At 73.0% G+C, this 13766-nt stretch carries 10 protein-coding genes and 1 pseudogene; 9 read left to right on the top strand and 2 right to left on the bottom strand.

Annotated features, from left to right (window positions below; all coding sequences use genetic code 11):
* Window position 1 precedes the first annotated feature (1 nt).
* Both DEU31_RS00370 and fdhA read right to left on the bottom strand, forming a co-directional pair.
* Complete coding sequence (locus DEU31_RS00370; RefSeq protein WP_133674960.1) at window positions 2-3403, bottom strand: phosphodiester glycosidase family protein; 3402 nt, start codon at window positions 3401-3403, stop codon at window positions 2-4.
* A gap of 146 nt (window positions 3404-3549) precedes the next feature.
* A pseudogene (gene fdhA, locus DEU31_RS00375) lies at window positions 3550-4623 on the bottom strand (formaldehyde dehydrogenase, glutathione-independent); the annotation flags it as partial.
* 43 nt (window positions 4624-4666) lie between these two features.
* Between fdhA and DEU31_RS00380 the strand changes: the two are divergent.
* From DEU31_RS00380 to ppsR, 9 genes are all read left to right on the top strand, one after another.
* Window positions 4667-6088 carry a protein adenylyltransferase SelO family protein gene (locus DEU31_RS00380; protein WP_133674964.1) on the top strand — a complete coding sequence of 474 codons (1422 nt, stop codon included), beginning with the start codon at window positions 4667-4669 and terminating at the stop codon, window positions 6086-6088.
* A gap of 90 nt (window positions 6089-6178) precedes the next feature.
* Window positions 6179-6730 (top strand): type 1 glutamine amidotransferase domain-containing protein, encoded by a 552-nt coding sequence (locus DEU31_RS00385; RefSeq protein WP_010552060.1) that lies wholly within the window; start codon window positions 6179-6181, stop codon window positions 6728-6730.
* A 30-nt stretch (window positions 6731-6760) separates the two neighbouring features.
* Window positions 6761-7129, top strand: coding sequence for a hypothetical protein (locus tag DEU31_RS00390; RefSeq protein ID WP_166649333.1), 369 nt, complete (start codon window positions 6761-6763; stop codon window positions 7127-7129).
* Between the two features lie 273 nt (window positions 7130-7402).
* Window positions 7403-8065 (top strand): esterase, encoded by a 663-nt coding sequence (locus tag DEU31_RS00395; protein WP_133674966.1) that lies wholly within the window; start codon window positions 7403-7405, stop codon window positions 8063-8065.
* 184 nt (window positions 8066-8249) lie between these two features.
* Window positions 8250-9626 carry a hemolysin family protein gene (locus tag DEU31_RS00400; protein ID WP_133674968.1) on the top strand — a complete coding sequence of 459 codons (1377 nt, stop codon included), beginning with the start codon at window positions 8250-8252 and terminating at the stop codon, window positions 9624-9626.
* Window positions 9623-10663, top strand: coding sequence for a hemolysin family protein (locus tag DEU31_RS00405; RefSeq protein ID WP_010552064.1), 1041 nt, complete (start codon window positions 9623-9625; stop codon window positions 10661-10663). The genes DEU31_RS00400 and DEU31_RS00405 overlap by 4 nt, the downstream gene beginning before the upstream one ends.
* 22 nt (window positions 10664-10685) lie before the next feature.
* Entirely contained in the window at window positions 10686-11306 is a 621-nt protein-coding gene (locus DEU31_RS00410; RefSeq protein WP_133674969.1) for a class I SAM-dependent methyltransferase, read from the top strand.
* Window positions 11299-12657 carry a hypothetical protein gene (locus DEU31_RS00415; RefSeq protein WP_133674971.1) on the top strand — a complete coding sequence of 453 codons (1359 nt, stop codon included), beginning with the start codon at window positions 11299-11301 and terminating at the stop codon, window positions 12655-12657. Before DEU31_RS00410 ends, DEU31_RS00415 begins: the two co-directional genes overlap by 8 nt.
* A 183-nt stretch (window positions 12658-12840) precedes the next feature.
* Window positions 12841-13755, top strand: a complete 915-nt coding sequence (gene ppsR, locus DEU31_RS00420; protein WP_133674973.1) for a pyruvate, phosphate dikinase/phosphoenolpyruvate synthase regulator — start codon at window positions 12841-12843, stop codon at window positions 13753-13755.
* Window positions 13756-13766: the final 11 nt, after the last annotated feature.

Raw genomic sequence — 13766 nt, forward strand, 5'->3', positions numbered from 1 at the left:
CTCACCGGCCCTCGCCGGCGACCTTCACCGTCATCCGCGCCGTCTCGCCGTTCACCGTGACCGTCACGGTCGCGGCGCCGCGGCGCAGCCCGGTCATCTCGCCGGTGCGCGGATCGACGCGGACGACGTCACGCCGGTCCGGCTGCTCGTCGCCCGCTCCGCCGGTCGCGATATGCACCCCGGTGCCGCCCCACTGGGCGGTGACCGGCCACGCGACCGGCACCTCCCGGCCGTCCTGCGTGAGCGTCGCCGAGACCTCCCCGACCTCGCCCACCGCCAGCTGGTCCCGGCCCCCGACCACGAGGGAGTCGACCCACGGGCGAGTCTCCGCCGCGAGCCAGTCGACCCGATCCTGCGTGGCGGGATTCCGGCCCACCACGCCCGAGGCCGGATCGATGCCCAGCATCGTCCAACCCGTGAAGCCGCCCGTCGCCGGCGTGCCCGCCGGGGACTTGCCCGAGTTGCCGTTCACCAGCGTGGTCACGCCCTCGACCGCGGCGCCGTGGAACACGCCCGCATGGGCGTTCACCAGCGCGACGGACTTGCCCGTCGTGCGCCGGAACTCGGCGAGCTGCTCCTCGATCGCCCGGGCCTCCCGCTGGTCGGACAGCTGGCTCGACTCGCTCGGCAGCGGATCGTCGGTCGGGTGGTGGAAGAACACGACCGCGCCAGTCAGCGCATCGGACTCCGCCACCGCGCCCAGCTGCTCCTCGAGCATCTCGAGCTGGCCCAGGCCGTCCCCGGCGAGCGTGCCGGGGGCGCTGTTCATCGTGATGACCTTCGTCGCGCCGAGATCCTGCGCGGTCGACGTCGGCCCGAACGCCTCCTCGAAGTTCGCGATGTCCCCGCCCATCACCTCGTGGTTGCCGGGCACGTAGACGTACGGGATGTCGCTCGTCCACTCCTCCTCGAGGATCCGCTGGGCCAGGGCGAAATCCTCCGGCGAGGCCTCGTCGACCAGGTCGCCGTTGATGACCAGCAGGTCCGGGGACGCCTCCCGGATCTCCCGCAGGGTGCGGCGCGCGCCCTCGACGGCGTCCGAGTCCGGGGAGGCGGCGACGAACTGGGCATCGCTCATCACCGCGATCCGCTGCGCACGGTCCGAGACGTCGCCGTTCGCCAGCAGCGCCGCGTCATGGATCCCCGGCTCCTCGGGCAGCTCGGCCTGCGGGGTGGTGGTCGCGCGGAGGTTCGCGACGGTGATGTCGCCCGTGTACTGCGCCTCCGGGCGGGTCTCCATGATCCGCAGGCGCTCGACGGTCAGCGGCTGCGGCAGCCCCTCCGGCACCGTGAAGCGCACGCTCTGCCAGCCCTCGCCGTCCAGGTTCTCGCCGTCGAGGTTCGTCACCGTGCCCTCGCCGTCGCGCACCTGCAGCCGGGGCCAGGCACCGCTGCCGTCGGAGAGCACGTCCATCGTCAGCGCCTGCGTCGAGCCGTCCACCGTCACCGGCTCGTCCGCGACCAGGTAGTAGCCGCGGGTCGCCGAGGAGGTGGTGAAGTCGTAGGTCATGCGCACGCCGGGCGTCGGCTCGCCGTCCTCGCCGGCCGGCCCCTCGGCCGCCTCGAAGGAGCCGGTCGCCCGAGCCGCGTCGTCGCTGAAGGCGGAGAGGTCCGAGAAGTCGAGGACCTGCTGCTCCTCGGTGCCGTGGGTGAGGGGGACCGTGGTCGACAGGCCCGCGGCGCGGAGGGTGAGCGTGCCGGTGGCGGCCTCGCCGGTCGCGCGCACGCTCCAGCTCCCCAGGCCGTCGTCGGTGACCTCGAAGCCGTCGGATACCGTGGCCTCGACATCCGCCGTCTCGATCCGGGCGCGACGTCCGTCGGCGTCGTAGCCGGTCAGGGCCACGGTGCGGGAGGTCTCGGCGTCCGGGAGGTTCAGCGAGCGCTCCGAGGCCTGCAGGCCGACGGGCTCGCCGAGCACGCGCAGCTCCTGCCGTGCCTCATGGCCTGCGGCGGTGTAGGTGACGGCGCCGCCGCCGGGACCTGTGCCGCGCACGGCGGCGCCGGCCTGGTCGGACTGCTCGAGCTCCACCGCGCCCTCCGCGGTGAAGGCGCCGTCGGCCATCACCGGGGAGAGGTCGGCGGCGAGACCGGTCGCCTCGAGAGATCGCTGCAGGCCGGGGAAGACGGCGTCCTCGCCCTCGAGGGCGAGGGAGGTCTGCACGTCGGCGAGCTCCTCGGCGGGGGCGTCGGAGTAGAACACCAGCGCATTGGGCACCTCGCGCACGACCCCGTCCGACGGGCTGTTCCAGATCGCCTCGCTCTCGCTGCCGGCGGTGCGGGCGGCCAGCGCCGAGGAGCCGCCGCCGTCGAGGTTGACGGCGTTGTGCGCGCCCATGTTCTCGAGGATCTGCCCCAGCTCCGGCAGGGTCATCCCCGTGGACGCGGTGCTGCGGCCGTCCAGGACCAGCACGAACAGCTCGCTGCCGTCCCGGCTGACGCCCACGGCGGTGCGGGGATGGGAGGTCGTGACCAGGGAGTCCTCGCCCATGTCCGGCACCTCGCCGCCCTCGAGGATCTGATGGCTGCCGGCGATGCCGAGGTCGACGTCCTGGTCGGGGCCGATCTCGATGTCGACCTCATCGCCCACCTCGAGGTCCGCGACCATGTCGGCGCCGTCCTCCCGGCCCAGCAGCACCTGTCCGTCCTCGGGGATCGCCGGGTCACCGGCGGAGCCCTGCACCTCCGTGACCTCGGTGACCGTGCCGTCGACGACGGTCGCCAGCGCGATCTCCTCGGACATCGCCTCGGGCGCGCCGACGGGCCGGTCCAGGGTGTAGTCGCCCCACGCCGGGGTGTACACCCCGATCCCGTCCTCGGGCAGGGAGGGGTTGTTGATCCCCTCGAGCTCGTGGACGGCGCCGTCGGCCGTGGTGAGCTCGCCGGAGGCGGAGAGGGCCTGGATCGCGGCCTTCCCGTCGGCGAGCGTGAGGGCGGGCATCGCCTCGGAGGTGCCCATGCGCACGCCGGCGGAGCTCATCGAGGTGCGCAGCGGCGCATCGGAGTGGTTGATGTCGAAGAAGGTGCCGTTGACCGCGGCGACGGCGCGGTCGCCGCGCTCGCCGGTGTGCATCACATCGGTCAGCGGGGAGCGGCCCGTGACGGTGCCGTCGTCGGTGACGTCGACCGAGAGGGTCGACTCGGTGAGGTCGGCGGTGAGGACGCTGCCCTCCTTCCAGCCGCCCTCCTCGAGGCGGGAGAAGGTAGTCAGGTCCAGGCCCGGCGCGACGCGGTAGTCCTGCGAGTCGCGCAGCACCCCGCCCTCGGCGAGCTGCTCGTCGGTGACCTCCGCCGCGGCGGGAGCGGCCGGCCAGGTCGGGAGCGCGGGGAGGAGTAGGGCGAAGGCCGCGAGGAGCGCGAGCCAGCGGGTCTGCGTGAGGGCGGGGGCGCGGGGCACGGAGGGCATCGAGGATCCTGCTCGCTGGAGGGGAGGGCCTCGAGCACCGTATGTGACCTGGGAGACACCTGGGTGGTGTCGGGGTGAACGTCGGGTGACCTGACATCCGTGTGAGGACTGCTCGTCCTCACACCGATGTCAGGTGTCGTGCCAGGTCAGGCTGCCTGGACCTTGCCGGTCACGCCGTGCGGGTCGATGACGTACTTCTTGGCGACGCCGGAGTCGAACTCGGCGTAGCCCTTCGGGGCGTCATCCAGCGAGATCGCGGTGGCGTTGACGGCGTCGGCGATCTGGACACGGTCGTGGAGGATCGCCTCCATGAGCTGGCGGTGGTAGCGCATCACCGGGCACTGGCCTGTGGTGAAGCTGAGCGCCTTCGCCCAGCCGAGCCCGAGTCGCATCGAGAGCGAGCCGACCTTCGCGTTCTCGTCGACGCCGCCCGGATCACCCGTGACGTACAGGCCCGGGATGCCGAGCGCACCGCCCGCGCGGGTGATATCCATGAGCGTGTTCAGCACCGTCGCCGGAGCCTCGGCCGCGTCCTTGCCGTGCCCGCGGGCCTCGAAGCCCACGGCGTCCACGCCCGCGTCGACCTCCTCGCGGCCGAGGATCCGGGCGATGCCCTCGCGCGGGTCCTCCTTCGAGACGTCGATCGTCTCGCAGCCGAACGTCGCGGCGTTCGCGAGGCGGTCCGCGTTCATGTCGGCCATGATCACGACCGACGCGCCGAGCAGCTGCGCTCCCACGGCGGCGGCGGTGCCGACGGGGCCTGCGCCCGCGATGTACACCGACTTGCCCGGGCCGACGCCCGCGGAGACCGCGCCGTGGAAGCCGGTGGGGAAGATGTCCGAGAGCATGGTCAGGTCCAGGATCTTCTCCATGGCCTGGTCCTTGTCCGGGAACCTCAGCAGGTTCCAGTCGGCATAGGGGACCACCACGTACTCGGCCTGCCCGCCCACCCAGCCGCCCATGTCGACATAGCCGTAGGCGCTGCCGGGACGGTCCGGGTTCACGTTCAGACAGATCTCGGTGCGGCCCGTCTTGCACATCTCGCAGCGGCCGCAGGAGATGTTGAAGGGGACCGAGACCAGGTCGCCTTCCTTGATGAACTCCACGCCCGGCCCGGTCTCGACGACCTCGCCGGTGATCTCGTGTCCGAGCACGAGGTCCTCGGGGGCGGTGGTGCGGCCGCGGACCATGTGCTGGTCCGAGCCGCAGATGTTGGTGGTGGGTAAGGCCCGACGGCGTAGCCTGGTGGGGAAGAGGTGAGCCGTGCCCGAGATCCATCAGACCTATGCCGCCGAGCTGCCCGAGCTCTCGACGCCGTGGCGGGCCGACGTCCCGCCGCGTCCGGAGCTCGTCTGGCTCGACGAGGAGCTCGCCCGCGAGCTGGGGCTGGATCCCGAGTGGCTGCAGGGCGAGGACGGGATGGCGCTGCTGACCGGGCAGATCGAGGGCACCGTCGCGCAGGCCTACGCCGGCCACCAGTTCGGCACCGCGAACCCGCAGCTCGGCGACGGGCGGGCGGTGCTGCTGGGGGAGATCGTCGACGCCCGGGGCAGAAGACGGGACCTGCACCTGAAGGGGGCGGGCAGGACGCCCTTCGCGCGGGGCGGGGACGGGAAGGCGCCGCTCGGTCCGATGCTGCGCGAGGCCGTGATCGGGCGCTGGCTGCACGCCTGCGGCGCCCCCACCACGCGCGCCCTCGCCGTGCTCACCACCGGGGAGAGGATCGCGCCGCGCCAGGGGGTCACCGACGAGCCGGGTGCGCTGCTGGTGCGGGTCGCCGCGAGCCACCTGCGGGTGGGGACCGTCGAGTACGCCTCCTGGCACCTGGGGCCCGAGGTGACGGGGCGGCTCGTCGACCACGCGATCGTCCGGCACCACCCGTCGGCCGACGGGCCGCTGGGACTGCTGCAGGCCGTGTCCGAGGCGCAGGCGGACCTGGTGGCGCAGTGGATGCTGCTCGGGTTCGTGCACGGGGTGATGAACACCGACAACATGACGCTGTCCGGCGAGGGCATCGACTACGGGCCCTGCGCCGTGCTGGACGTGCACCGCCGCGGCGCCGTGTTCAGCTCGATCGACCGCGGCGGCCGCTACGCCTACGGCAACCAGCCCGGCATCGCGCTGTGGAACCTCTCCCGCTTCGCCGAGGCGCTGCTGCCGGTGATCGAAGGGGAGCCGAATGCTGCGGTGACCAGGGCGACGGCGGTCCTCGAGGGGTTCGAGAGCAGGTATCTCGACGCGTACGCCGACGGGCTCGCGGCGAAGCTCGGCGTCCGCGGGGAGCGGGGCGAGGTGCGGGAGCTCGGGGAGGAGCTGTTCACCCTCCTCGAGGAGCAGCGGGTGGACCACACGGGGTTCTTCCGGGCGCTCGGCGGGGGCACGGCGGCGGGGCTGTTCGCGGAGCCGGCACCGTTCGAGGACTGGTCGCGGCGCTGGGAAACGCTGCGGGGCGACGGGGACTCGGCCGACGAGGCCCGTGCGGCGATGCGCCGCGCGAACCCCCTGTACGTCCCCCGCAACGTCCATCTCGAGGCGGCGCTGCGGGCCGCGCACCTGGGGGACATGGCACCGGTGCTGAGGTTGCTCGACGCCGTGGGGTCGCCCTTCGAGCGGCGGGAGGGGCTCGAGGATCTCGAGGGGCCGGGCGACGGGGGCGATGCCTTCATGACCTTCTGCGGCACCTGAGGGGCACCCCCGAACGGTCGGTCGAACGGGAGGGCGCGGCCCGCTCCGCGGTGCTAGCGTCGCAGGTGTCACCGACGGAAGGAGAGCCCCATGGCTGCCCTGAACGATCGACGCATCCTGGTCCTGACCACCAACTTCGGCACCGAGTCCGATGAGCTGACGAAGCCGATCGCCGCGCTGCGTGAGGCGGGAGCGACCGTGACGGTCGCGGCGACGGAGCCCGGTGTCGTCAAGACCCTCGCGGGCGACAGGGACCCCGGCCCCGAGGTCCCCGTGGACACCACCTACGAGCAGGTCAGGGCCGTCGACTTCGACGCCCTCGTGATCCCGGGCGGCACGCTCAACGCCGACCAGCTGCGCACCGACGAGGCCGCCCAGCAGCTCGTGCGGGCCTTCGGCGCCGACGGCAAGGTCGTCGCCGCGATCTGCCACGCTCCCTGGATGCTGGTCGAGACCGGGTTCGCCGCCGACCGCGACCTGACCTCCGTCCCCGCCATCCGCACCGACCTCGTCAACGCGGGTGCCCGCTGGGCGGACCGGGAGGTGGTCATCGACGACGAGGCCGGGTTCCGCCTCATCACCTCCCGCACACCCGATGATCTCGACGCCTTCAACGCGGCGATCATCGACGCCCTGAGCTGACCGCCCGAGCACCCTCCGGAGGAAAGACACATGACCGAGAGCTTCGACCCCGAGAGCACGACCCAGGGCGAGGACGGGCCGCTGGGAGAGGACCAGTGGCAGGACGTGGACCAGGTCCAGGGGCAGGATCCGGCGCCGGACTCCGACGAGGTCAGCATCGACGACACCCTGGAGTTCGATCGCGCCGCCGCCGAGGGCCCCGAGGAGCGCCTCGTGGACGCCCACGGCATCGACACGGACATGGCGCGTGGCGCCGACGGCGCGACCGCCGCCGAGCAGGGCAACCGCGACGAGGACCGCATGGAGGCCGACGTCGACGACGAGCAGCTTGACGAGATCGCCCGCGAGGACGGGGGACTGGACGAGATCCTCCCCGAGGAGGAACCGCCCCTGCCCTGACCTGCGGCGACGCCGTCCCCGTTTAATCCGTTGCTCGCGGGTGACGACGGGCCTACGGTGTGAGCACACAGGGAAGGAGGTGATCCGAGAAGTGATCTCTGATCGGACATGTGAGGTGGCTCGCCGCTGAGGCGACCGTTCCTACGGACGCGCAGCGAATACCACCGAGCTGCCGGGGCCCCCAGGGGTCGGACCTCGTCCTTCCGACCAGCGCACCGCGCGACCTGGGGGTTCTTCCCTGCCCTGACGCCTGCGGGTCGATAGCCTCGTGCCATGACGACCTCGCCCCAGTACGGCCCCGTGGAGCTGATCTCCCCGCACCTCGACCCCAGCGCCGTGGTGCGCGGCGGCGCGCAGGACGCCCCGATCGTGCTGCTGATGCACGGGCTCGGCAGCGACGAGCGCGACCTCGCGAGCCTCGTGGCCTTCCTCCCGCCCGTCTTCGAGTACGTCTCCGTGCGCGGGATCTTCCGGTACGTGCAGGGCTTCGCCTGGTTCGACATGCCCGTGGCCCCGGACCGGCCCGAGGCGATCGAGGCCTCCTCCGCGGCCGTCGAGGAGTGGATCGCCGCGCAGGACCGCCCCGTCGTCGGCGCGATCGGGTTCTCCCAGGGCGGCGCCGTCGCCCTCCAGCTGCTGCGCCGCGATCCGCATGCGCTCCGGTTCGTCGTGAACCTCTCCGGCTTCCCGTTCCCCGCTGCGATGCAGGGCGATGCCGCGCTCGCGGAGGTGCGTCCGCCTGCGCTGTGGGGCCACGGCGGGATGGACCCCCTCTACGATCCCGAGCGGGAGCAGGCGGTGCGCGAATTCATGGGCGCGCACACCGCGCTCGAGGAGGAGCGTCGCCCGCAGCTCGGCCACGCGGTCGACGAGATCGAGCTCCGGGCCGTCGCCGCCTTCCTGCAGCGTCGGGCCGCCGACGCGGACGGGCGCTGAGCGCTCCCCCGCGTTCCCTCCCGCCGTCCAGGGGGCGGGCTGTAGCATTCCTGCATTCCCCGCCGAGAGACGGCGCGGTTCCCTAGGAGCACCAGGAGATCATGAGCGCCGCCAGCGACGCCCCCAGTGACAGTCCCAGGCCTTCGGGCCTGCACTCATTCACTTCCCACGGGGGGATCCGTCCATGGATCTGATCGGCCCCCTCGTCTCGCTGGCGATCGGGCTCCTGCTCGTGCTGGCCTGCGGCGCCTTCGTCGCCGCGGAGTTCTCCCTGATCACGGTCAACCGCAATGACGTGGAGGCCGCCGCCGAGAGCGGCGACAAGCGCGCCGGCGGTGTCCTGCGGGGCATGAAGACGCTCTCCACGCAGCTCTCCGGAGCGCAGCTGGGGATCACGGTCACCAACCTCGGCATCGGCTTCCTCGCCGAGCCCGCGATCGCGGCCCTCGTCGGCCCCCCGCTCGTGGACGCCGGGCTCAGCGAGGTCGCGGCCCGCTCCGCGTCCGTCGCGCTCGCTCTAGTCCTCGCCACCGGCATGACCATGATCTTCGGCGAGCTGGTCCCCAAGAACATGGCGATCGCGCAGCCCCTGCGCACCGCGAAGCTGGTCGTCGGCTTCCAGCGCCTGTTCAGCACGATCTTCGGCCTCCCGATCCGCCTGTTCAACGGCAACGCGAACGCGGTCGTGCGTGCGCTCGGCGTCGAGCCGCAGGAGGAGCTGAGCTCCGCCCGCAGCGCCGACGAGCTGTCCGTCCTGGTCAAGCGCTCGGCCGACGAGGGCGCCCTCGCCGAGGAGACCGCCTCGCTGGTGCAGCGCACCCTCGCCTTCGGCGACCGGCGCGCGCACGACGCGATGGTGCCCCGCGGCCGGGTCGACTCCCTGGAGGTCGACCAGACCGTCGCCGACCTGCTGGAGCTCGCCCGCGAGACCGGGCACTCCCGCTTCCCCGTGCAGGACGACGAGAACGAGATCGCGGGCGTCGCGCACATCCGCCACGGCCTCGCCGTCCCCTTCGACGAGCGGCCCACCACGAGGGTGGACGCCGTGATGGGGCCGGCGACGTTCGTGCCCGACACGGTGCCGCTGGACGACCTGATGGACACCCTCCGCGCCGGTGGCCTGCAGATGGCCGTCGTCGTCGACGAGTTCGGCGACCACGCCGGCCTCATCACCCTCGAGGATCTCGTCGAGGAGATCGTCGGCGAGGTCCGCGACGAGCACGACGAGGAGACGGACGACACCCCCGAGCCCGACGGCTCCTGGGATCTCGATGCGCGCATGCGCCCCGACGAGGCGACCGAGCGGCTCGGCGTCACCGTGCCCGAGCACGAGGACTACGACACCCTCGGCGGCCTGGTCACGATGGAGCTCGGCCGTCTGGCCGAGGTCGGCGACGAGATCGTCGTGGACACCGACCCGGCGCCCGGCGAGGAGCCGGCGCGCCTGCGGATCGTCGTCGTCGAGATCGACGGGATGCGGATCGAGACCGTGCACGTGATCGTCGAGGCGGCGCCCGACGAGACGGATGTGCGGGCCGAGGACGAGGAGGTGTCCCGATGAGCGACTACGTCGGCCTGCTGGCCACCCTGGTCCTGCTGCTCCTGAACGCCTTCTTCGTCGGCGCGGAGTTCGCGCTGATCTCCGCGAGGCGCTCTGTCATCGAGCCGAAGGCGCTCGAGGGGAACTGGGCCGCGAAGGTGACGATCTCCGCGATGGAGCAGGTCTCCCTCATGATGGCGGGCGCCCAGATGGGCATCACCGTCTGCTCCCTCGCGCTCGGCGCGATCAGCGAGCCCGCGATCGCGCACCTGCTCGAGGGCCCCTTCGAGGCGATCGGCGTGCCGGGCGCGCTCACCCACCCGATCAGCTTCGTGATCGCGCTGTCCCTGGTCACCTACCTCCACGTCGTCTTCGGCGAGATGGTGCCCAAGAACATCGCGCTCGCCGGCCCCGAGCGGATGGCGCTGATCCTGGCGCCGGTGCTGATGGGCATCGTCACCGTGCTGCGGCCGCTGCTGTGGCTGCTGAACTCCATCGGCAACCTCGTGCTGCGGATGATGGGGATCGAGCCGAAGGACGAGGTCACCAGCGCCTTCACCCGCAACGAGGTCGCGGCGATGGTGAGCGAGTCCCGCGAGGGCGGGCTGCTCGAGGACAACGACGAGGCGCTGCTGCTGGGTGCCCTGCGCTTCGAGGCCCGCTCGGTCGCGAACCTGGTCATCCCGCTCGAGCAGGTCTCGACCCTGCCCGAGGGCGCCACCGCCGCACAGGCGGAGGCCGCGGCCGTCGAGGGCTACTCCCGCTTCCCCGTGAAGGCGGCCGACGGGCGCTTGACCGGCTACGTCCACATCAAGGACCTGCTCGACGCCGTCCAGGCCACGCGCGACGAGCCGATCCCCGCGGAGCGGATCCGGGCGCTGCCCCGGATCGGCGGCGACCAGCCGCTGCGCGACGCGCTCGCCGAGATGCAGGGCTCCGGCGCGCACCTCGGCGCCGCGACCGGTCCCGGCGGCGAGGTGATCGGCGTGGTCACCCTCGAGGACATGCTCGAGGAGCTCGTGGGCCAGATCCGGGACGACTCGCGCGCGTACGCCTGAGGACGGGCCCGACAATGGGGTCATGACGACCTCTGGCATCGGCCCTGACGAGAACCTGTGGACGGCCGCGGTGCGGCGCAACCCTGAGCATGCGGCCGGCTACGCCGCACGCTGGAAGCGCCTCGCCGCGGCCGGACAGGACCTGGACGGCGAGGCGCGGCTGATCGACGCCATGGCGCGGCGCGGCTCGCGGATCCTCGATGCCGGGTGCGGCACGGGGCGGGTCGGCGGGCGACTGGCGCGAGCCGGGCATGAGGTCGTCGGCGTCGACCTCGATCCGCACCTGATCGAGGTGGCGCGCGCCGAGCAGCCGGACGGGCGCTGGGAGGTGGGGAACCTCGCGGAGCTCGACCTGGTCGATGGCGACGGTGAGCGCGAGCTGTTCGACCTCGCGGTGTGTGCGGGCAACGTGCTGACCTTCCTCGCGGGGGCGGAGCGCCGGCCGGCGCTCACGGCGCTGGCCGCGCATCTCGCGCCGGAGGGTCGCCTGGTGGTCGGGTTCGGGCTCGACCGCGGCTACGCGATCGAGGACTTCACGGCCGACGCCGCCGCGGCCGGGCTCGAGCTCGCCCAGCGCTTCTCCACCTGGGACCTCCGCCCCGCCGAGGACGACTTCCTGGTGGGGGTGCTCCAGCATGGGTGAGCCCGCACCGATCGCGGAGTCGCGCTGGCGGGTGCTGCCCGTCGGCCTCGGACCGGCGCTGCAGCGCCAGGCCCTCCGGGCCTCCGTCCACGTGATGGTGGGCCTCGGGGTGCTCTTCGGGACCGTGGTCGTCGCCGGGATCGTCTCCGAGGAGCTGCTGTCCGACTCGGAGGCGGGGTCGACGATCGACCTGGCGGGCCGCGCCTCCCTCGCGGGGATGCTGATCCTGCTGGTGCTCGCGTTCCTCGCGCTCGGCGTGCTCGGCGCGCTCGAGGGACCGCTCATGGCCCGGGCCCTCGCCCGTCGGCTCGACGAGGGCGTCCCCGCCGCCGACGTGCCGGCCCCCGGCCAGTGGGCGGAGGCGACGGAGCCCAGCGCACGCGCGTACAGGATCATCGCGATCGTGCTGCTGTGCGTGCTCGGGCTCGTCCATCTCATCGTCATCGCCGCAATGCTCGAGAGCGGGATCGATGCCGTGGGGCTGGCGGTCATCGCCGCGGGCCTGCTGGTGCTGGGCCTGATCGGCGCCGGCATCCCGCTGTTCGAGAAGGTGCTGGGCGCCCGCCAGGAGCGCACGGCGCAGCGGCTGCGCGCCCACTGGACCGAACCGCACCGCATCATCGCCGCCGGCCGCGCGCTCACCGCCGAGGACGTGGCCGCGGCGCGCGGCGTCGACGGGCCCGAGGTGCTCCCCGGCGCCGGGGCGCGGCGTCTGGGCGGGGCGGCGCTCGGCGTGCTCGGCGCGAGCGCCGCCGTCGGCCTTCTCGCCCTCCAGCTGATGTTCGCCCTCGCCTATCCCGACCGCGAGCGCTGGTCCGGCGGGCGGGCGGGGGAGCGGGCCGAGCTCGACCCCCGCGGCGAGCAGCTGGTGGACCTGGTCGTGGCGGGCGTGGGGGTGTGCGGGGCGCTCGTGCTGCTGTGCCTGCTCCTCGCCCTGGCCTGCGAGGTGCTGGCCCGCCGCGCCGAGATGCGGGCGGTGCGCACCGCCCTCGCCGACCCTGCGGCGCCCCCGCCCGCCATCGCGCTCCTGCGGAGCCTGTTCGCCGCCGGTGCGCCCCGCCTGCTGCTCGCGATGCACTCCCTCGCCGGGGCCCTCGCCGCGATCGGCCTCGGGCTGTGGGTGGTGCCGATCGGGGAGGACGGCCCCTCCTGGGAGATCTACTCCTCCGCCGGTCCGACGCTGCGCTCCCTCGACGCGCAGGCGCCGCTCGTCCTCGTCGGCGCGATCATGGTGCTCGCCGCCGGGATCCTGCTCGCCGCGGTGCTGGACGTCCGCGAGCAGCGCCTGCGGGACGAGCTGGTGCGGCGCTGGCCGATGCGCGCGGACCCGTCACCGGCTGCGGAGGCCTGACCACCTCCGGACGTGCACGATCGCGCTCGAGTGCGCGCTCACCTCGGCGATCTCGCGCAGACGACGGGTGAGCCGCGCCACCTTCGTGGTCGCGAGCACGCGGCGACGGCGCTCGCGGTTACGGTGGCCCCAGCACACCGACGTGTCCCCGGCCCCGGCCGGGCCCACCGCAAGGGGCGCCGAATGAACGCATCGCTTCCGATCCCCCCGCCGCTGCCCGCCGCGCGGACGGCGCCTTCGAGCCGCCGGCCGCGCCCCGCCGACGACCGGCCCGCGGCCGAGGCGGTGCCCGTCTTCTTCATCTCCGACTCCACCGGCATCAGCGCCGAGACCATGGGCAACGCGCTGCTGCTGCAGTTCCCGTCGGTCCCCTTCGAACGTCGGCTGATCCCCTTCCTCCGCACCGTCGAGGAGGCGCGGGAGGTGCGCGAGGACCTCGACGCGGCGATGGACGGCGAGATCGCGCCGCTGGTGTTCCTCACCGTCGTCGACGAGTCGGTGCGCGAGGAGCTGCTGCGCACCCGCGCACCCGTGATCGACTTCGTCAGCGGCCATCTCGCCCAGCTCGAGGCGCAGCTCGGCGTCACCGGCGACCACGCCCCCGCCCGACTCCACGGCGTCGGCGACTCCCGCCGCTACAACCGCCGCATGCAGGCGGTCGAGTTCGCGATCGAGCACGACGACGGGCAGTCCGTGCGCGCCATCGAGAAAGCGGATGTCGTCCTCATCGCGCCGTCCCGCTGCGGGAAGACCCCCACCTCGATGTACCTCGCGCTGATGCACGGGATCTTCGTGGCGAACTACCCGCTGGTGGACGAGGACCTCGCCGGCGAGGTGCTGCCCGGCTCGATCTCCGCCGTCGCGGACCGCTGCTTCGGCCTGCTGACCTCTCCCGAGCGGCTGACCGCCGTGCGCTCCGAGCGCCGCGCCTCCTCCCGCTACGCCTCCCTCGAGCAGACCCGCTGGGAGCTGTCGAGGGCCCGCCGCGTGTACGACACGCACGGCATCGACTTCGTCGACTCCTCCAGCAAGTCGGTCGAGGAGATGTCCACCCTGATCCTCCAGTCCCTGGCTCGCCGCGGCACCACCGCCCGGTGAGCGTCCCCACC

Origin of the sequence: Brachybacterium sp. AG952, from assembly GCF_004362645.1 — a bacterium.
GTDB classification, from domain to species: domain Bacteria; phylum Actinomycetota; class Actinomycetes; order Actinomycetales; family Dermabacteraceae; genus Brachybacterium; species Brachybacterium conglomeratum.

Bases quoted from the DNA above. Each gene is read 5' to 3' on its own strand.
- DEU31_RS00405 (WP_010552064.1), top strand. From the start codon at position 9,623: ATGAGCGACTACGTCGGCCTGCTGGCCACCCTGGTCCTGCTGCTCCTG.
- DEU31_RS00395 (WP_133674966.1), top strand. From the start codon at position 7,403: ATGACGACCTCGCCCCAGTACGGCCCCGTGGAGCTGATCTCCCCGCAC.
- ppsR (WP_133674973.1), top strand. From the start codon at position 12,841: ATGAACGCATCGCTTCCGATCCCCCCGCCGCTGCCCGCCGCGCGGACG.
- DEU31_RS00385 (WP_010552060.1), top strand. From the start codon at position 6,179: ATGGCTGCCCTGAACGATCGACGCATCCTGGTCCTGACCACCAACTTC.
- DEU31_RS00400 (WP_133674968.1), top strand. From the start codon at position 8,250: ATGGATCTGATCGGCCCCCTCGTCTCGCTGGCGATCGGGCTCCTGCTC.
- DEU31_RS00415 (WP_133674971.1), top strand. From the start codon at position 11,299: ATGGGTGAGCCCGCACCGATCGCGGAGTCGCGCTGGCGGGTGCTGCCC.
- DEU31_RS00410 (WP_133674969.1), top strand. From the start codon at position 10,686: ATGACGACCTCTGGCATCGGCCCTGACGAGAACCTGTGGACGGCCGCG.
- DEU31_RS00370 (WP_133674960.1), bottom strand. From the start codon at position 3,403: ATGCCCTCCGTGCCCCGCGCCCCCGCCCTCACGCAGACCCGCTGGCTC.
- DEU31_RS00390 (WP_166649333.1), top strand. From the start codon at position 6,761: ATGACCGAGAGCTTCGACCCCGAGAGCACGACCCAGGGCGAGGACGGG.